The 19270-nt window shown below is 66.0% G+C and carries 20 protein-coding genes; 6 read left to right on the forward strand and 14 right to left on the reverse strand.

What is annotated here, in order from left to right; all coding sequences use genetic code 11:
• Positions 1–62 precede the first annotated feature (62 nt).
• On the forward strand, positions 63–1355 hold the full coding sequence (gene gltA / locus IEY14_RS02605) for a citrate synthase (RefSeq protein WP_188906647.1): 1293 nt from the start codon (positions 63–65) through the stop codon (positions 1353–1355).
• On the opposite strand, the gene lpxB is transcribed toward gltA, so the two are convergent.
• The 14 genes from lpxB to IEY14_RS02675 all read right to left on the reverse strand — a co-directional run bounded on the left by lpxB (position 1343) and on the right by IEY14_RS02675 (position 15779).
• On the reverse strand, positions 1343–2518 hold the full coding sequence (gene lpxB, locus IEY14_RS02610) for a lipid-A-disaccharide synthase (protein WP_188906648.1): 1176 nt from the start codon (positions 2516–2518) through the stop codon (positions 1343–1345). The genes gltA and lpxB overlap by 13 nt on opposite strands.
• Entirely contained in the window at positions 2515–3399 is an 885-nt protein-coding gene (locus tag IEY14_RS02615; RefSeq protein ID WP_188906649.1) for an LpxI family protein, read from the reverse strand. Before IEY14_RS02615 ends, lpxB begins: the two co-directional genes overlap by 4 nt.
• A 2-nt stretch (positions 3400–3401) precedes the next feature.
• Positions 3402–4205: an acyl-ACP--UDP-N-acetylglucosamine O-acyltransferase gene (lpxA, locus tag IEY14_RS02620; RefSeq protein ID WP_188906650.1), complete on the reverse strand. Its 804-nt coding sequence runs from the start codon at positions 4203–4205 to the stop codon at positions 3402–3404.
• Positions 4206–4210: 5 nt separating this feature from the next.
• Positions 4211–4687, reverse strand: a complete 477-nt coding sequence (gene fabZ / locus IEY14_RS02625; RefSeq protein WP_188906651.1) for a 3-hydroxyacyl-ACP dehydratase FabZ — start codon at positions 4685–4687, stop codon at positions 4211–4213.
• Positions 4662–5732: a UDP-3-O-(3-hydroxymyristoyl)glucosamine N-acyltransferase gene (lpxD, locus tag IEY14_RS02630; RefSeq protein ID WP_188906652.1), complete on the reverse strand. Its 1071-nt coding sequence runs from the start codon at positions 5730–5732 to the stop codon at positions 4662–4664. The genes fabZ and lpxD overlap by 26 nt, the downstream gene beginning before the upstream one ends.
• A 40-nt stretch (positions 5733–5772) precedes the next feature.
• Entirely contained in the window at positions 5773–8340 is a 2568-nt protein-coding gene (gene bamA, locus IEY14_RS02635) for an outer membrane protein assembly factor BamA (RefSeq protein ID WP_188906653.1), read from the reverse strand.
• Between the two features lie 200 nt (positions 8341–8540).
• A complete protein-coding gene (gene rseP, locus IEY14_RS02640) occupies positions 8541–9671 on the reverse strand; it encodes an RIP metalloprotease RseP (RefSeq protein WP_188906654.1) in 1131 nt (376 codons plus the stop codon).
• 114 nt (positions 9672–9785) lie between these two features.
• Positions 9786–10637 (reverse strand): phosphatidate cytidylyltransferase, encoded by an 852-nt coding sequence (locus tag IEY14_RS02645; protein WP_188906655.1) that lies wholly within the window; start codon positions 10635–10637, stop codon positions 9786–9788.
• 3 nt (positions 10638–10640) lie between these two features.
• Positions 10641–11381 (reverse strand): isoprenyl transferase, encoded by a 741-nt coding sequence (locus IEY14_RS02650; protein WP_188906656.1) that lies wholly within the window; start codon positions 11379–11381, stop codon positions 10641–10643.
• Positions 11382–11453: 72 nt separating this feature from the next.
• A complete protein-coding gene (gene frr, locus IEY14_RS02655) occupies positions 11454–12011 on the reverse strand; it encodes a ribosome recycling factor (protein ID WP_188906657.1) in 558 nt (185 codons plus the stop codon).
• A gap of 72 nt (positions 12012–12083) precedes the next feature.
• Positions 12084–12803, reverse strand: a complete 720-nt coding sequence (pyrH, locus tag IEY14_RS02660) for a UMP kinase (protein ID WP_188906658.1) — start codon at positions 12801–12803, stop codon at positions 12084–12086.
• A gap of 90 nt (positions 12804–12893) precedes the next feature.
• Positions 12894–13820, reverse strand: a complete 927-nt coding sequence (tsf, locus tag IEY14_RS02665) for a translation elongation factor Ts (RefSeq protein WP_188906659.1) — start codon at positions 13818–13820, stop codon at positions 12894–12896.
• 144 nt (positions 13821–13964) lie between these two features.
• Positions 13965–14783: a 30S ribosomal protein S2 gene (rpsB, locus tag IEY14_RS02670; RefSeq protein WP_188906660.1), complete on the reverse strand. Its 819-nt coding sequence runs from the start codon at positions 14781–14783 to the stop codon at positions 13965–13967.
• A gap of 174 nt (positions 14784–14957) precedes the next feature.
• Positions 14958–15779, reverse strand: coding sequence for an EipB family protein (locus IEY14_RS02675; protein ID WP_188906661.1), 822 nt, complete (start codon positions 15777–15779; stop codon positions 14958–14960).
• A 90-nt stretch (positions 15780–15869) separates the two neighbouring features.
• Between IEY14_RS02675 and IEY14_RS02680 the strand changes: the two genes are divergently transcribed.
• The 5 genes from IEY14_RS02680 to aac(6') are packed head-to-tail and all read left to right on the forward strand — an operon-like array spanning position 15870 to position 19260.
• Complete coding sequence (locus IEY14_RS02680; protein ID WP_188906662.1) at positions 15870–16337, forward strand: RidA family protein; 468 nt, start codon at positions 15870–15872, stop codon at positions 16335–16337.
• Between the two features lie 6 nt (positions 16338–16343).
• A complete protein-coding gene (locus tag IEY14_RS02685; protein WP_188906663.1) occupies positions 16344–17054 on the forward strand; it encodes a glycerophosphodiester phosphodiesterase family protein in 711 nt (236 codons plus the stop codon).
• A 38-nt stretch (positions 17055–17092) separates the two neighbouring features.
• On the forward strand, positions 17093–18346 hold the full coding sequence (locus IEY14_RS02690; protein WP_188906664.1) for a GNAT family N-acetyltransferase: 1254 nt from the start codon (positions 17093–17095) through the stop codon (positions 18344–18346).
• 31 nt (positions 18347–18377) lie between these two features.
• A complete protein-coding gene (locus IEY14_RS02695; protein ID WP_188906665.1) occupies positions 18378–18800 on the forward strand; it encodes an HIT family protein in 423 nt (140 codons plus the stop codon).
• Positions 18801–18804: 4 nt separating this feature from the next.
• Complete coding sequence (gene aac(6') / locus IEY14_RS02700; RefSeq protein WP_188906666.1) at positions 18805–19260, forward strand: aminoglycoside 6'-N-acetyltransferase; 456 nt, start codon at positions 18805–18807, stop codon at positions 19258–19260.
• The last annotated feature ends 10 nt before the right edge of the window (positions 19261–19270 follow it).

A 19270-nucleotide genomic window follows, 5' to 3' on the forward strand; every position in this document is an offset into this window, starting at 1 on the left:
TGCGACGGTTCTTGCACCGCAGCATGCGGGGCGGCCGCCGTGCTTCGAGAAAGGACCCTCGCATGAGCAACATACCGGCGACGATCGCGGTTGATGGCAAGACTGCGGAACTCAAGACCATGTCCGGCACCATCGGGCCGGATGTGGTCGATGTGACCTCGCTCTACAAGAACACCGGCGTCTTCACCTACGATCCCGGCTTCTCGTCGACCGCCTCCTGCGAGTCGAAGATCACCTATATCGACGGCGACGAGGGCATCCTCCTCCACCGCGGCTACCCGATCGAGCAGCTCGCCGAGAAGGGCGACTTCCTCGAGACCTGCTACCTGCTGCTCTATGGCGAATTGCCGAGCGAGCGCGAGATGGCTGATTTCCGCCATCGCGTCACCCATCACACGATGGTCCACGAGCAGATGTCGCGCTTCTATTCCGGCTTCCGTCGCGACGCGCATCCGATGGCCGTCATGGTCGGCTCGGTCGGCGCCCTCTCCGCCTTCTATCACGATTCGACCGACATCGCGGACCCGCACCAGCGGATGGTCGCCTCGATCCGCATGATCGCGAAGACGCCGACGCTTGCCGCGATGGCCTACAAGTACCATATCGGCCAGCCCTTCGTTTATCCGCAGAATCATCTGTCCTATGCGGAAAACTTCCTGAACATGTGCTTCGCCGTGCCCTGCGAGAAGTACGAGATCAACCCGATCCTCGCCAAGGCGATGGACCGGATCTTCATCCTGCATGCCGATCACGAGCAGAACGCCTCGACCTCGACGGTCCGCCTCGCCGGATCCTCGGGCGCCAACCCCTTCGCCTGCATCGCGGCGGGTATCGCCTGTCTCTGGGGGCCGGCGCATGGCGGCGCGAACGAGGCGGCGCTGAACATGCTGACCGAGATCGGCACCAAGGACCGCATCCCGGAATTCATCGCCCGCGCCAAGGACAAGAACGATCCGTTCCGCCTGATGGGCTTCGGCCATCGCGTCTACAAGAACTACGATCCGCGCGCCAAGATCATGCAGCAGACCTGCCATGAGGTTCTGGACGAGCTCGGCATCAAGGATGATCCGCTGCTCGAAGTGGCGATGGAGCTGGAGCAGATCGCGCTTCACGACGAATATTTCATCGAGAAGAAGCTCTATCCGAATGTCGACTTCTATTCCGGCATCACGCTGAAGGCGCTCGGCTTCCCCACCGCCATGTTCACGGTGCTCTTCGCCGTCGCGCGCACCGTCGGCTGGATCGCGCAGTGGAAGGAGATGATCGAGGACCCGCATCAGCGCATCGGCCGCCCGCGCCAGCTCTATACCGGCGCGCCGCAGCGCGACTATCTGGCGATGGATCAGCGCGGCTGATCCATCCTGCCGCGACGTCTCGCGAGTTCGTCCACCACGATCCCGGCGGCCATGTCGCCGGGATTTTTTTCGACCTGCATGCGCTCGGCGACAAGCCTCAACCCTTCCACCTGCGCCCGGCGTTCCGGCGTATCGGTGAGCAGCCGTTCCAGCCGGCGGGCCAGATGTTCGGGCCGCACCGTCTCGTGGAAATGTTCCGGCACCAGCGGATGGCCGGCGACATAGTTCGGCAGCGCCGCCGTCCAGCCCGTCATCCAATGCCGGAAGCGATAGCTGATCGGGTCGAGACGGTAGCAAAGCGCCATCGGCACGCCGGCAAGCGCGAGCTCCAGCGCCACGGTGCCGGACGCCGCGAGCGCGGCATCGGCCGCCGCGAAGGCCTGCCATTTCGCCGCCTCGCCGCTCACGATCTCGGGCTTCACCTCGAACCGCGCGACGCGATCGCGGATCTTCGCTTCGAGACGCGGCACCGCCGGCAACAGCGCACGAAGCTCCGGAAGCCGCTGTTTCAGGAGGGCGAGCGTCGCGCCGAAATCGTCCAGCAGCCGGTCGACCTCGCCGCTGCGCGAGCCAGGCAGAAGAAGCAGCGTGGGCACAGGTTTCGGCCGGCCATCCGCGACGCGCCGATGCTCCATGATGGCGCGAAGCGCGGGGTTGCCGACCAGCGGATGACCGACATAGGTCGCATCCGGCCCGCCGAGCGCGCGATAGGCCTCCGGCTCGAAGGGAAAGACCGACACGACCCGATCGATATAGGCCGTCATCGCCGCCGCCCGCTCGCCGTGATAGGCCCAGACCGCTGGCGGCACATAGTTGATGATCGGCAGATCCGGCAAACGTCTGCGTACGCGCCGCGCGACGCGATGCGAGAAGGCATAGTTGTCGATCACCACCAGCGCGTCCGGCCGCTCCGTGACGATGAAGCTCTCCATCTGGTGCAAACGGCGCAGCAATTGCGGCAGCCGGGACAGCACCGCGCCGATGCCGATGATCGAAAGCTCGTCGATATCGAACAGGCTGGCGACGCCCTCCTTCGCCATCTCGTCGCCGCCGAGCCCGATCGCCTCGACCTGCGATCCGAGCCGACGGCGCAAGCCGCGAATGAGCTCGGCTCCGAGCCGGTCGCTCGAATTCTCGCCGACGACGAAGGCGATGCGCGTCATGGCTGGTCCCGAGTCTCCGATTCGTACCCGATCACGAAGATCCGGCGGGCGTCGGCCATCCGGCGCAGATCGTCATAGTCCAGCATCAGCGCCTCGCCGGCGCTGATCGCGATCCCGGATAGGCCGGCATTCGCCGCCTCCTCGACCGTCGCCGCCCCGATGCTCGGCAAGTCGAGCCGTCGATCCTGGCCGGGCTTGCAGCGCTTCACCAGAACGCAACGTTCGGAACGGCCGATGCGCCCGCGTCGGTGCAGATCGGCAACGCGCTTCAGCATCTCGCGGGTGCCTTCGATCGCTTCGAGCGCGATCACCCGCTCGGCCGAGGCCACGGCCGCCTGGCCGATATCGAGCGCACCCAGCATCGCGGCCGCCCCGAAGCCGCGTTCGATCGCAGCCTCGTCGGCCACCGTCGCGGCCGGCCCGGCGATTCGCCCAGCCGGCGCCAGCAAGGCGGGAACGATCTCCTGCACACCGACCACCTCGAAGCCTCGCGCTTCGAAGGCTCGGGTCGCCGCCCGCAGCAACGAGTCGTCGCCACCGCGCACCACCGACAGGATCTGCGGCAGCATCAGCAGCGTGCGGATCGAAGGGAAAATCGAGCGAAAGTCGGGGCGTACGGAAATCGTACCGCACAGGACGAGCCGATGCGCACCCTTGTCACGAAGCCAGGCGAGGCCGTCGCCCAACTGACCCCAGGGCATCCGGCGTGACGGGTAGGGCGACCAGTCGGTCGCCAATCCGTCGCCGACGCCGAGCAGATGCGGGGACCAGCCATTGGCCGCCGCCGCATCGGCGACGACCCGTGGCAGGCTGCCGCCACCGCCGGCGATGCCGAGCGGCTCGCCCGTCGCGCGCGGCCGCAAAGGCGCAGCCGGCGGCATCGTCAATCCGGACGCGAATGCCGGGGGAAGCACAAGGCCCGGTCGCCGCCGGCACGGATGAAGGACAGAACGTCCTGCACCAGCGGATCCTCCGGATATTCCGCCTGGACCTCGTCCATATTCTCACGGAACGTCAGGTCGTCGGAGAAGAGCATGCGATAGGCGCGGCGGACATTGCGCACCGCTTCACGGTTGAAGCCGGCCCGCTTCATGCCGATAACGTTGAGGCCCGACAGATAGGCGCGGTTGCCGAGCACCATACCGAAGGGAATGACGTCGCCCTCCACCGCGGCGAGGCCGCCGATATAGGCATGATGGCCGATGCGCGTGAACTGGTGGATGCCGGAGCCGCCGGCGATCGTCGCGAAGTCGCCGACGACGCAATGGCCGGCGAGCATGACATTGTTGATGATCGTGACGTTGTCGCCGACGGTGCAGTCATGCGCGACATGTGCGGCGGTGAAGAAATTGCAGTTGTCGCCGATCGTCGTCTCGAACCGGCCCTGGCTCGTGCCCGGGTTCATCGTCACATGTTCGCGGATCAGGCAGTTGGCGCCGATGACGAGGCGCGTGTCCTCGCCTTTGTATTTCAGATGCTGCGGCGCGTGGCCGATCGAGGCGAAGGGGAAGATGTCCGCCTTCGGCCCGATCGACGTGTTGCCGGTCAGCACGACATGCGATCGAAGCTTGGAGCCGGCACCGAGCCGCACCTGCGGCCCGACGATGCAGAAGGGTCCGATGACCGACCCTTCCCCGATCTCGGCGCCATCCTCGATGATGGCGGTCGGATGAATTTCGCTGGACAAGGGCGTCAGGCCATTCCGTTCTCGGTCCGGGGCACCAGCATCGCGCTGATCGCCGCCTCAGCGACGCGCGCGTCGTCCACCTTGCCGACGCAGTCGAACCGCCAGATATTGCCGCGCCGCTTGGTCTGCTCGACATGGTATTCGAGCCGGTCGCCGGGGATCACCGGCTTGCGGAACTTCGCGCTGTCGATCGTCATGAAATAGACGAGCGGCGCCGTGCCCATATCGACATGCTTGCAGCAGATCGCGCCCGCGGTCTGGGCCATGCCCTCGATGATCAGGACGCCGGGCATCACCGGCGAGCCCGGAAAATGGCCGAGGAAATGCGGCTCGTTCGCGGTGACGTTCTTGATGCCGATGGCGCGCCGGTCCCCGTCGATGCCGATGATCCTGTCCACCATGAGAAAGGGATAGCGATGCGGCAGCAGCTCAAGGATCTTCAGGATGTCGATGCTCTCAAGCGTCGTCGTCTCTTGACTCATTCGCGTTTCCCCGGCGCCCTGCTTTGGCCATCTCGCTAACCCAAGTGATCTCGCGAAACCAGTCCCGAACAGGTTTTGCCGGACTTCCGCCGACCTTGGCGCCAGGGGCGATGTCGCCGGCGACGCTGCTGATGGCGGCGATGCGCGCGCCGTCGCCGATCACGGCATGGTTGTTGACGACCGTCTGGCCGCCGATCGACACGCCGTCACCGAGCGTCACGCTGCCGGCGAGCGCCACCTGCGACACAATGATGCAGGATCGGCCGATCCGCACATTATGGCCGATCTGAACCTGATTATCGATCTTCGTGCTCTCGCCGATCACCGTATCGCGAATCCCGCCGCGATCGACCGTCGTGTTGGCGCCGATCTCCACGTCGTCCTGAATGATGACACGGCCGATCTGCACCGTCTTGACGATACCCTTCGGACCGGCGGCATAGCCGAAACCGTCCTGGCCGATCCGCACGCCCGGATGCAGCACGACCCGATTGCCGATCAGGGCGAACTGGACCGTACTGCCAGCACCGATGCTGCAATGACGGCCGATCCGGCAGCCGGGACCGATCACCGCATTGGCGCCGATGCGCGTGCCCGCTCCGATCGCGACGCCCGCTCCGATCACGGCACCGGGCTCGACGGCGACCCCGTCCTCCAGCCTAGCGCTCGGATCGACATGGGCAGCCGGCGACACGCCCGCACCGCCAAGGCCGGCCGGCGACAGGGCCTCCGGATACAAGGCCTGTCCGGCGAGCGTGAAGGCGAGCCCCGGATCGCGCGCGACGATTCCCGGCAAATGCGACGGCAGATGCGGGAGGTTGCGCTTCGCGACGATCACGCAGCTCGCGGCCGTGGCGGCGAGCGCCGAGGCGTAGCGCGCATTGTCGAAGAACGAGAGATCGCCGGCCTTGGCTTCGTCGAGCGGCGCCAACCCGTCGATACGGATCTCGGCGGCGCTCGGCCCGACAAGCTCGCCACCGGTGAGCTCGGCGAGTTCCCGAAGGGTCAGCCCCTGCCCTTTGGCGAAGAAGGAAATGTCGGTCATCCGTGAATGGCCGCGCGCGCTGGCGCGCGGCCCTTTGCCATCAGAAGCGCGTCGAGAAGCCGAAGGACAGTTGCTGCGTCCGGTCGTATTCTTCCTTCAGGATGGGATAGGCGTAGTTGACGCGCAGCGGGCCGAAGGGCGAGGCCCAGATCAGGCCGACGCCGGCCGAGGCGCGGATCTTCAGATCGTCGCCGACGACACCCGGCTCGTCGGCGAATTCGGTGCCGAACAGCGTGCCGGCATCGGCGAAGACCGCACCACGAAAGCCGAAATCGCGCGAGATGCCGGGCAGCGGGAAGGTCGCTTCCGCCGAGGCGTTCAGATAGTTCTCGCCGCCGATCGCCACGCCCTTGCCGACGCGGTTGCCATTGGCGTCGAGCTCGAACTGGCGCGGACCCAGGCCCTTCGTCTCGAAGCCACGGACGATGTCCTGACCCTTGAAGAAGTTGTCGAAGACGCGGAGATCCTGGCCGAAGCCGAAGACATTGCCGCCACCGGCGCTGAGCTGGCCGACGACGTCATATTCCTCAACGAGCTGCTTGAAGTAGGAGGCCTTGCCGGTCGTCTTCAGGAACTGCGCGTCGCCGCCGAGGCCGGCCACTTCCTGGCCGATCGAGGCCAGAATGCCGTTATGCGGATCGTTGGACGAGTCGAGCGTGTTGTAGGTCAGCGCGTAGGAGACCGACGAGGTCGTGTACGGGCTTTCGCAGATCGCGGCATTAATGATGCGCGAGCGGGTGAACTTCGGCGCATTGGTGAAATCCGTCGCCTGCCCCGTCCGGGCACCGCTCACGAGCTGGAACGGATCGGGATCGCCGCAAGTCGCCTCGACCGATTTGAACTCGCCGTTGTAATTCGGGAAGGCCGTCGAATTCTCGAGGACTGGTCTGGCGACCACCAGATTGGTGTTCGGATCGATGTAGTTCGTACCGTCGTAATAGGCGCGGCCGATGCTGACGCCGTTATCGTCGCCGAACTTCTCGGACTTGAAGTTATAGGCGACCTGACCGGTCAGTTCCGTCGTGATCGGCGCCGCGAGGCGGACGTCGCCGCCCGTGCGCTCGACATCGTAGGATTCCGACGTGTTCTTGGTCGTATAGATGTCGAAGCCGGCCGCTAGGCGGCGCCCGAGGAAATAAGGCTCGGTGAAGGAGAGCTGATAGCTGCGCGTGTCGGTGCCGAAGCCGGCCGAGACCTTGATGAACTGGCCGCGCCCGAGGAAGTTGCGCTCCGTGACGCCGATCTCGGCGACCGGACCATCCGACTCGCCGCCGGTCGTATAGCCGCCGCCGATCGAGAACTCGCCGGTCGACTTCTCCTGCACGTCGACGATCACCACGACGCGATCCGGCTCCGAGCCCGGCGCCGTCGAGATGTTGACCTTCTCGAAGAAGCCGAGGCGCTCCAGGCGCTGCTTGGCGCGCTGCACCAGCACCTGGTTGAAGGCGTCGCCTTCCGAAACGTCGAATTCGCGGCGGATGACGTAGTCGCGCGTCTTCGTGTTGCCGCGGACCTCGAGCCGCTCGATATAGGCGCGCGGTCCCTGGTCGATGACGTAGTTGACCGAGATGGTGCGATTGTTGAAGTCGCGGTCGCCGCGCGGCGTCACCTGCGCGAAGGCGAAGCCGTTCGCCGCGACCCGGTTGGTGAGAGCGACGAGCGATTCCTCGATCTTCTGCGCGCTATAGACATCGCCCGGCCGGGTCTTCAGCTCGCCCTGCAGCGCCTGACCGTCGATGCCCGGAATCGCGCTGTCGACATTGACGTTGCCGAAGCTGTAGCGCTCGCCTTCCTCGACCGTGAAGGTGATGAAATACTTGTTCTGCGCGGCATCGAGATCGGCGGTGGCCGACACGATGCGGAAATCGGCATAGCCGCGATTGAAGTAGAAACGGCGCAGCGTCTCCTCGTCCGCGCGCAGACGGTCGTCGTCATAGACGTCGTTGCGCTGCAGGAAGCTGAGGATGCCGGATTCGCGGAGCGCGATGACTTCCTTCAGCCGGCCGTCGCTGAAGGCGTTGTTGCCGACGAAATTGATCTGGCCGATCTTGGTGCGGTCGCCTTCGTTGATGTCGAAGACGACGTTGACGCGGTTGTTTTCGATCGGAACCGTGCGGACCGACACCGTCGCGTCGCTGCGGCCGATGCGGGTATAGGCTTCCTTGATGCCCTGCACGTCGCTGTCGGCCGTCGCCTGCGAATAGGCCCCGCGCGCGGAGGTCTGGACGGCGGCGCGCAGCTGCTCGTCCTTCAGCTTGGAATTGCCCTGGAAGAGAACCTGATTGACGATCTGATTCTCGTTGACGTTGACGACGACGGTGCCGCCCTGCTGGCTGATCTTCACGTCGGAGAAGAGGCCGGTCGAGTAGAGCTTGCGGACGCCCTCGTCGATATCGGCGTCGCCGATATTCTGCCCGGCGCGGATCGCCAGGAGATTGCGGATCGTATCGGCCTCGACGCGCTGGTTGCCGCGCACCTCGATGCGGCTGACGACCGCCGCCTCGGCGGCGCCCACGATGAGGAAGCTCGCGCCGACGGAGGTTGCGAGGACCGTGGAGGAGAGCGCCAGCGCCGACGCGGCCCGCAGCAACTTAGATCCAGCCGTCATAGGCTTAACCACCTTTGTACAATGCCTTGGCGGGAGGCACCGTGAGCGCCCCGCACCCTCTGCCTTTTACCGGCTTTGGGCATGCATTCAAGCAAAGTGGACGCAATCTATTGAGGAATCGGAAAAGCGTTGCAGGGGGGCCACTGACAGCCAAAACATGGTTAATCTGCCATGAACGGCTTGCCCCAGCCTTTTGCGCTTCACGAGATGTCGTTCCAGAAGGCAAAGACCATCAAGGACATGACGAGGATCAGCCCGATCTTGAAGCCGGCCTCCTGCACGCGCTCGCTCAAAGGCCGGCCGCGCACGGCTTCCGCCAGATAGAACATCAGATGGCCGCCATCGAGCATGGGGATCGGCAGGAGATTGAGAAGGCCGATCGAGATCGAGAGCTGGGCCGCCAGCAGCATGATCGCGCCGAAGCCGATCGTCGCCATCTGGCTGGACACCTGCGCGATTCGGACCGGGCCGCCGATCTGTTCCGCGCCGTGCCCGCTGGAGAAGATGCCGCCGATGAAGCCGACCGTCGCCTTCGTGAAGAACCAGGTCTGCTCGGCGCCGTAGCGCAGCGATTCGAGCGCGCCGAGCTTCTCGACGCGAAAATCGGCGCTCGCCTTATCGGCGACGAGGCCGAGCAGCGGCCCCTCCATCTTGTTGCCGAACGGGTCGGTCTGCACTTCGATGCGCGGCGTGATCGAGAAGTCGCGAATCTCCTCGCCCCGCCGGACGGAGACATCGATCGCCGAGGTCGGATGCGTCGCGACATGTTCGAGAATGTCGCTGAAATAGCGGATCTTGTGTCCGTCCAGCGCGACGACGCGATCGCCCGGCAGGATGCCCGCCGCCTCGGCCGGCGAGCCGGGGCGGACCTGCGAGATCACCGGATCGCCGACGGTGCGGCCGGACACGAAGGCGACCGCCGCGAAGATGACGATCGCCAGGATGAAATTGGCCACCGGCCCGGCGAGCACCGTCGCGGCGCGGCGCCCGACGCTCTTGGCCGGGAAAGCCCCGTCCCGCTCGGCCGGGCTCATCCGGCGCAGGCCCTCGGCATCGGGCACGCTCGCGGCATTCTCGTCGCCGAAGAACTTCACATAGCCGCCGAGCGGGATCGCCGCGACGCGCCAACGGGTGCCCGAGCGATCGGTCCGGCCGAAGAGTTCCGGACCGAAGCCGATCGAGAAGGCGAGAACCCGGATGCCGCAGAGTCGGCCGACGATGTAATGGCCGAGTTCGTGGAAGAACACGATCACCGTCAGGACGAACAGAAAGGGCACGACCTTGATCAGGACCGTGTTCCAAAGGACATCGAAGCCGGTGACGAAGTCCATTCCGCTCGCTTTCTCAACCGTTGGATAGCGGCCGGCCCGTGGACCTACCGCATCGCCCTATATGGGAAGCGCGCGCCGCGCCCAAACACAAGGGCGCATCAATGCGCATGGCATCTAAGGCGTGAAGATGGCACGCGCCGGATGGTCGAAGCCGACGAGAAGGATGCCGACTAGCCAGGCGAAGCCGATCGAGACGATGAGGCCGTCGACGCGATCCATCAGACCGCCATGGCCGGGGATGAGGCTACCCGAATCCTTGACGCCGAAACGCCGCTTCACCCAGGATTCGAAGAAATCGCCGGCTTGACCGAGAACCGAAAGCGCGGCGGTGAAGAGCACGATGGTCGCATTGAGGCCGCCGGTCGCCCAGATGTGGAAGGCGCTGCCGAACAGGACACCGGCGACGAGACCGCCCACCGCGCCGGACACGGTCTTTTTCGGCGAGATCGCCGGAAGGATCTTCGGGCCGCCGAAGGTGCGTCCCGAGAAATAGGCGAAGATGTCCGTCGGCCAGACGACGCAGACGACGAGCCCCATCGCCAGCAGCCCGGAAAGGTCGTCGCTGCGCAACATGCCCGGCGCCAGCGACGCGAGGGCCGAATAGGCGAGGCCGCCGACGAGCCAGTTCGAACGCCGCCGGCGGATATCCACCAGAGCGACGGCGCAGCCGCTGGCGACCAGGATGACGATGGACAGGAAGTTGAAGCGGGAGAGGAAGGCGACGAGGCTGGCATAGAAGGCCCAGCGCGCGAGGCTGAACAGGAGGCCCTGCTCGCTTACTCGCGTCATCCGCGCCCATTCGCGGAAGACGATCACGCCGCTGAGACAGCAGAACAGGCGGAAGGCCCAGCCGCCGATCATCAGGAGCGCCAGGGATACCAGGCCGAGAATCACCGCCGACACGAGCCGGGACTTCAGGTCCTCCCAAGTCGGCGCATTGAGGATGCGCCCGATGCCCAGCCCCATCGCTTAGGACGCGATCTCGCGGGACAGGCCGCCATAGCGCCGGTCGCGCGCCCCATATTGGTGGAGAGCGTCCTCGAAGGCCTTGCGATCGAAATCCGGCCAGAAACAGGGCAGGAAGACGAATTCCGAATAGGCCGACTGCCACAGCAGGAAGTTGGACAGGCGAAGTTCGCCGCTCGTGCGGATGATGAGATCGGGATCCGGGATGCCGGCCGTGTCCATGTGGTCGGCGAGAAATTCCGGCGTCACGTCTTCGGGCCGGGCCTCGCCCCGCGCCACCTTCTCCGCGACGCGACGCGACGCGCGAGCGATCTCCTCGCGCGAGCCGTAATTGAAGGCGATGATGAGGGTCGTCGCCCGGTTGTCGCGGGTGAGATTCTCCGCCTCTTCCAGCAGGCAGCGGATGTCGGAGGCGAGATTGTCGCGCGCGCCGATCACCTTCACGCGGACGCCCTCCCGATGGAGATCGGCGAGATCGCGGCGGATGAAGAGCTTCAGGAGACCCATCAGCTCGCCCACTTCCTGGGGCGGCCGGCGCCAGTTCTCGGAAGAGAAGGCGAAGAGCGTCAGATAGGGGATCCGAAGCTCGCCGGCGGCCCGCACCGCCTGATGCACCGCATCGAGACCGCGACGATGACCGACCGTGCGTGGAAGACCGCGAGCCTGAGCCCATCGACCGTTGCCATCCATGATGATGGCGACATGCTGCGGATAGCGCACCGTGATCTCTTCTCCGGCTGGCATCTCTCGGAGCCGGACGACTCCGAGGCGAACGGGCGAGTGCTTCCCGTTGCGGGGAAGCGGTATCCGACGATCCTACACTTGCAGGATTTCCGCCTCTTTGTCGGCAAGGGTGCGATCGATGTCGGCGATGGTCTCGTCGGTCATCTTCTGCACGCGCTCGGACAACTGACGGCTTTCATCCTGCCCGATATCGCCGTCCTTCTCCATCTTTTTCAGCACATCCATGCCATCGCGCCGGACGTGGCGGGCCGCAACCTTGGCATTCTCGGCATAAGTCCCCGCAACCTTCACGAGTTCCTTGCGGCGCTGCTCGTTGAGTTCCGGCAGCGGGATGCGCAGCGTCGTGCCGTCGGTGATCGGGTTCAGGCCGAGATTGCTGTCACGAATCGCGCGCTCGACCTTGCCGACCAGCGTCTTGTCCCAGACGGAGACGGCCAGCATCCGGGGCTCCGGCACCGAGACGTTCGCCACCTGGTTCAGCGGCGTCTGCGCCCCATAGGCGTCGACATTAATCGGATCGAGCAGATTGGCGGAGGCGCGCCCGGTGCGCAGGCCGGCGAGGTCGTGCTTCAGCGAAGCCACGGCACCTTCCATGCGCCGCTTCAGTTCGTTGAAATCGAAATTGGCCATCGTCCTTCCCTGCCTTTCGTTATGCGTCGACGGGCGGCGCGAGCGAGCGGCACCACCCCATAGGAATATCGGTCAGTCGGACACGAAGGTGGCACGCCCTTCGCCCCGCAGGATATCGGCGAAACCGCCGGCCTGATGAATGGAGAAGACGACGATCGGGATACGGTTCTCGCGCGTCAGCGCCACGGCCGCGACATCCATGACGGCGAGACCGCGCTGCAGGACCTCGTCATGGGTCAGCTGATCGTAGCGCTCGGCATGCGGATTCTTCTTCGGGTCCTCGCTATAGATCCCGTCGACCTGCGTGCCCTTGAAGAGTGCTTCGGCGCCCATCTCCGCCGCGCGCAGCGCGGCGGCCGAATCGGTGGTGAAGAACGGGTTGCCCGTGCCGCCGGCGAAGATGACGACCCGCCCGGCCCCGGCATGCGACAGCGCGGCGCGCTGGGAGAAGCTTTCGCAGATTTCCGGCATCGGGATGGCCGAGAGCACGACCGTGTCGACGCCGAGCTTGGTGAGCGAGGTGCGCAGCGCCAGCGCGTTGATGACGGTGGCCAGCATGCCCATGTGATCGCCAGTCACCCGGTCGCCGCCCTTCGAGGCCACCGCGACGCCGCGGAAGATATTGCCGCCGCCGATGACGACGGACACCTCGACGCCGAGCTTGCGCGCCTCGGCGATGTCGCCGGCGATGCGGTCGGCCACCGCGACGTCGATGCCAAAGCCCTGGCTGCCCATCAGGGCCTCGCCCGAGACCTTGAGAAGCACGCGCTGGAAGCGAATTGGGTTCGTCATCGAATTCCCCGCCGGATGCCGACCTGCGATACAACAGGGGCGTCCGCTTGGGAAGCGAACGCCCCTATCGCGCGATAAATGCTGAATGCTTTACTTCTTGCCGGCGGCGGCGGCGACTTCGGCGGCGAAATCGCTCTTCTCGCGCTCGATGCCTTCACCGAGAGCGAAGCGGGCGAAGCCCGTAATCTTGGCCGGAGCGCCGAAATCCTTCTCGGCTTCCTTCAGCGCCTTCTCGACCGTCAGGTCGGGATTGATCACGAAGGCCTGGCTGAGCAGAACGGATTCCTCGAAGAACTTGCGCATGCGGCCCTCGACCATCTTCTCGATGATCGCGTCCGGCTTGCCGGAGGCACGCGACTGCTCGATGAAGATCGCCTTCTCGCGCTCGGCGACGGTCGGATCGACATCCTCCGCCTTCAGCGCCAGCGGATTGGTCGCCGCGACATGCATCGCGACTTGACGGCCGAAGGCGGCAAGCGCCGCAGCGTCGCCGGTCGACTCGATGGCGACGAGAACGCCCATCTTGCCGAGACCCTCGACGACCTGGTTGTGGATATAGGTGGCGACGACGCCCTGCCCGACCGACAGCATGGCCGAGCGGCGCAGCGTCATGTTTTCGCCGATCGTGCCGACCGCCTCGGCGATCGTCTCGGACACGGTCTTGGACGAGCCGGCATAGGTGGCGGCGCCGACCGCATCGACCGAGCCGTCGGTGCCGAGGCCCGTCTCGGCGATCTGGCGGACCATCGCCTGGAAGGCGTCGTTGCGCGCGACGAAGTCGGTTTCCGAATTCACCTCGACCAGGATGGCCTTCGAGTCGGCCGCCGCCGCGCCGACGAGACCCTCGGCCGCCGTGCGGCCCGACTTCTTGTCGGCCTTGGCGATGCCCTTGGCGCGCAGCCAGTCGATCGCGGCCTCCATGTCGCCATTGGTCTCGGCGAGCGCCGTCTTGCAGTCCATCATGCCTGCGCCGGACTTCTCGCGCAGTTCCTTTACCATCGCGGCGGTAACGGTCATTCGGTCGGCCTCATAAGGTCAAAGCAAATGGCGCACTCTTCGGCCCGCCGGGCGCGAAGAATGCGCTGGAATAATGACGGCGGCATGTCTCGGACGAGCGCCGCCGCGGAATGGCCGCCGGCAGAAGAACTGCCGGCGATGGGATCAGGCAGCCGTCTGGACGCCGTCCGAGGTCTCGTCGCCGGCGGCGCCGGTGGCCGAGGACTGCTCGGGCATGTCGAGATCCTCGACCGGAGCCTCGACGGCCGCGCCCGTGTCGACGCCCATGGCGCCGGCCTGACGGCCGATGCCGTCGACCGCCGCCTTGGCGATCAGGTCGCAATAGAGCGCGATGGCGCGCGCCGCGTCGTCATTGCCCGGGATCGGGAAGTCGATCAGGTCGGGATTGCTGTTGGAATCGACCACGGCGACGACCGGGATCTTGAGGCGCTTGGCTTCCTCGATCGCGATCGCTTCCTTGTTGGTGTCGATCACGAAGATCATGTCCGGCGTGCCGCCCATGTCGCGGATGCCGCCGAGGGCGCGGTCGAGCTTGTCGCGCTCGCGCTGGAGCGTCAGGCGCTCCTTCTTGGTGAAGCCCTGGGCCTCGCCGGCCAGCATCTCGTCGAGCTTGCGCAGGCGCTGGATCGAGTTGGAGATCGTCTTCCAGTTCGTCAGCATGCCCCCGAGCCAGCGGGAATTGACGTAATACTGGGCCGAGCGCTGGGCCGCGTCCGCCACGATCTCCGACGCCTGGCGCTTGGTGCCGACGAAGAGAAGACGGCCGCCGCGCGACACGGTGTTCGACACCGCCTGCAGCGCGCTGTGCAGCATCGGCACGGTCTGCGCGAGGTCGAGGATGTGGATGTTGTTGCGGGTGCCGAAGATGAAGGGCGACATCTTCGGGTTCCAGCGATGGGTCTGGTGACCGAAGTGGACGCCGGCCTCGAGCAGCTGGCGCATGGAATAATCGGGCAGTGCCATTCTTGATTGCCTTTCCGGTTGGCCTCCACGGAGAAGAGACGGCTTCGCCGCCACCGGTGGACCCGCTGCGCCCGAAAACCCGAGCGTTAAGGACCGAACTCCGTGTGTGGAATGAGGGGGCGCATACACGATCGCGGCCGCCGGGGCAAGGGAGACGCGCCCCCTCGCCCGGCGCTACTGGCAGCGCGGCGTGTCGAGAAGATCGAGCTTCTTCAGCGAGCCGCTCAGCGAATAGGTGCCGAAATCGAGCGTCAGGTCGTCGGACACGCCGTTTTCGTAGAGCACATAGGTGGTCTGGAACACCGGCATGCCGTCCGGATCGCTGTCGCTGTTGTAATAGCTCTCGGAAACGCGCCAGGCCGCCATGTTCTGAAGCTTGGCGCGGATCTCGGACCCCGCGCCGTCCGCCGTCGGCGCGGCGGCGGCCGTCGTCGGCTTGGCCTGGATCGGCGCGATGATCGCGGTGCTGCTCAGAAGCTTCTCGGCATCGTCGTCGCCGTCGAAGAGCTTGGTCTCGACGATGCGCTCGCCATTCGCCGCCCGCCGGATCAGCTCCTGCGTATGGGCGACGGGAAAGAGCGACAGCGGCAGCACGATCTCCTTCTTCTCCGGCGCCTCCATCGCGACGCGGGTCGCGCCCGCGTCGTGGCGCGCCTCGCCGCGGATCTCCTTTTCCGGCGAGCCGTCGACGAAGGTCTTGGTCGAGAAGGTGAAGACCTGACCCGGCACGTTTTCGGTCGACTTCGTCTGGAGGTCGGTCAGCGTCACTTCCTGCTCCTGCCGAAAGCGCGCGACGAAGCGATAGTCGAGATTCCAGACGCCGCAGGCATTCGAATCGAGCTTCATCGCGATCCGGCCATTGGCGTCGGCGATGTCGGAGTCCTGGGCGGAGAGTTTCAGATCGTAGATCGCCTGGTGGGCCGCGAAGGGCATGGCGGCGCCTGCGGCGGCGGGCGCGAGCATCGCGGCGGCCATGACCAGAAGGCGGATCGTCATCGGCATGTCCTTCCAATTGCGTGGCCGCGAGCTTAGACCATCGAGCGGAATCGGCTAGAGCCCCATCGAACCGCAAACAAAGGACAGACGATGACCGAAGCGATCGAAGAGCGTCTGCGGGCCGCCGGCGTCTCGCTGCCGGATGCTGCCGCGCCGGCCGCCAACTACGTCTCCTACGTACTGTTCGGCTCCATGCTCCAGACCTCCGGCCAGCTGCCGCTCGATGCCGGGCGAATCGCGGTGTCGGGCAAGCTCGGCGCGGATGTCGCGCTGGAGGACGGGCAGCGCGCCGCGCGCTTCTGCGCCATCAACATCCTCGCCCAGGCGAAAGCCGCGCTCGGCGGCGATCTCGGCCGCATTCGCCGCCTCCTGAAGCTCACCGTCTTCGTCGCCAGCGCCTCGACCTTCACCGAGCAGCATAAGGTGGCGAACGGCGCCTCGGACTTCCTGGTCGAAATCCTCGGCGATCTCGGCAAGCATGCCCGCTCCGCCGTCGGCGTGCCGAGCCTGCCGCTCGATGCCGCCGTCGAGATCGAGGCGCTGTTCGAGATCGCCTGACCGTCCATGACCGAACTCGGCTGGCTCACCGCGCGCCCGATCGCGCATCGCGGCTTCCATGACGCGCGATGGCCCGAAAACTCGCTCGGCGCCGCAAGGGCCGCCATGGCGCAGGGCTTCGCGATCGAATGCGACGTGCATCTCTCCCGCGACGGCGTGCCGATGGTCTTCCACGACGACACGCTCGATCGCCTGACTGGCGAGCCCGGACGCCTCGCCGAGCGGGATGCCGACGCGCTTTCGGTTCTGCCGCTGCTCGGCACGGGCGAGACGATCCCGACCGTCGCGGATTTCCTGAAGACGATCGACGGCGCGGTGCCGATCGTCATGGAGTTGAAGGGCGCCTCCGCCGACGCGGATCGAGGCTTCATGGCGCGTCTCGCTCCTCTTCTCGACGCCTATCGCGGCGAACTCGCCCTGATGTCTTTCGATGGCTGGCTGATCGATCAGGCGCTGGCCTATGGGCGCCGGCCGGTCGGGCTGACGGCGGAAGGTATCGCGGAGAGCGAACTGGCGGCGCATCGCGCGGTCTTCGATCGCGGCTGCGCCTTCGTGTCCTACAATGTCGAGCATCTGCCGAACGCCTTCACCGCCTATGTGCGGGAGGAACGTCGGGCGCCGCTCATCACCTGGACGGTGCGTGACGCGGCGGGCGTGGCGGCGACCCGCGCCCATGCCGACCAGATGACCTTCGAAGGCTTTCTGCCGCAGTCCTAGTGCTTGCGCTGCAGCATGGGAGGCCTAACTTCAGGCGCATGACATCCGACCCTTCGTCCTGCGCCGCGGATGACGCCTTCGCATCCGAGGAGACGTTCCAGATCCGCGTCGTGGACGATCTCCGCTCCATACCGGCGGAGCGCTGGGATCGGCTCGCCGGCAGCGGGCCGGCGCAGTCGAACGGCGTGCCGCGCGGCAATCCCTTTCTGCTCCACGCCTTCCTGCGTTCGCTCGAGGAAAGCCATGCCGTCGGGCCGAAATCCGGCTGGCTGCCGCAGCATCTCGTGCTCGAAAGCGCCAGCGGCGAGATGCTGGCGGCGGCCCCCGCCTATTTGAAGAGCCACAGCCAAGGCGAATATGTCTTCGACCACGGCTGGGCCGACGCCTTCGAGCGCGCCGGCGGCCGCTACTATCCGAAGCTCCAGCTCTCCGTGCCTTTCACGCCGGCCAGCGGCCCTCGCCTCCTCGTCGATGACAATGCCGCGAGCCCTGTCCTGCGCGATGCCCTGATCGCCGGAGTGAAGGGCTATGTCGCGCAGACCGGCGTCTCGTCCGCCCATGCCACCTTTCTCCAGTCGGACGACCTCGCGGCCCTGGAAGAGGCGGATTTCCTGCACCGCACCGATCAGCAGTTCCATTTCCGCAATCGCGGCTATCGCAACTACGACGACTTTCTCGAAACGCTCGCCTCGCGCAAGCGCAAGGGTCTGCGCAAGGAACGGCGCGAGGCTGTCGCGAACGGCATCGAGATCGTCCGGCTCACGGGCCGCGACCTGACCGAGGCGGCCTGGGACGCCTTCTTCGCCTTCTATATGGACACGGGCTCCCGCAAATGGGGTCGGCCCTATCTGAACCGCCGCTTCTTCTCGCTGATCGGCGAGCGGATGAGCGACCGCATCGTGCTCGTCATGGCGCGGCGCGCGGGGCGCTATGTCGCCGGCGCCCTGAACCTCGTCGGCGGCGACACGATCTACGGGCGCTATTGGGGCTGCACGGAGGATCACCCGTTTCTGCATTTCGAGGTCTGCTATCATCAGGCCATCGACTATGCGATCGAGCATGGGCTCGCCGTCGTGGAAGCCGGCGCGCAGGGCGAGCACAAGCTGGCGCGCGGCTACGAGCCCGTCATCACCCATTCGGCCCATTGGATCGCCCATGCCGGGCTTCGGCGCGCGATCGAGGAGCATCTCGACCACGAGCGCCGGCGCGTCGCCGAGATCCAGGAGGTTCTCGACACCCATACCCCGTTCCGCAAGGGGCCGAGGCTGGACGAGGAGGATGGCGGCGGCTAGCTCTTTCGCACCATCACCCGCGAGGCGCGCCATGAGCGACTACGATCCGTCCAACATCTTCGGCAAGATCCTGCGCGGCGAGATCCCGAGCGAGAAGCTTTTGGACACCGAGGACGCCCTCGTCATCATGGACGTGATGCCGCAGTCGAAGGGCCATTGCCTCGTGATCCCGAAGGCGCCCTCGCGCAATCTCCTCGATGCCAAGGACGCGACCTTGGAAAAGGTCATGCCGCTCGTCGCCCGCCTCGCCCGCGCAACGAAAGAGGCCTTCGCCGCCGATGGCGTCACCATCTGCCAGTATAACGAGGCGCCGGCCGGCCAGACCGTCTTCCATCTCCATTTCCACGTCATTCCCCGCTACGAAGGCGTGGAACTCGTCCGCCATGCCGGCGGCATGGCGGACCCGGCGCTCTTGAAGGAACAGGCGGACCGCATCCGCCAGGCTCTGGCCTGAACGCATGACGATCTCGGTTCGCGCGGCCACGGCCGCCGACCGGCACGCGTGGTCGCGGCTGCGCGGGCAGCTCTGGCTCGATGCCGGTGCCGATCACGATGCGAATATCGCCGCCATGCTCGCCCGACCGGACAGGGCCATGGCGTTCCTCGCCTTCGACGCGCCGGAAACACTCGTCGGATTCGCCGAAGCGAGCCTGCGCCACGACTATGTGAATGGCTGCGAGACCTCGCCCGTCGGCTTTCTGGAAGGCATCTTCGTGCTGGAGACCGCCCGCCGCCAGGGCGTGGCGAAACAGCTCTGCGAGGCGGCGGCAGCCTGGGCGGTCGCACAGGGTTGCCGCGAATTCGCATCGGACGCCGATATCGGGAATGCGCCGTCGCGTCGCTTTCATGCGGCGCTCGGCTTCGCCGAGACGGAAACGGTCGTCTATTTCCGCAAATCTCTCGACAGGCCGTAGCGGGGACATT

The organism is Aureimonas endophytica (assembly GCF_014642635.1).
Lineage (GTDB): Bacteria > Pseudomonadota > Alphaproteobacteria > Rhizobiales > Rhizobiaceae > Plantimonas > Plantimonas endophytica.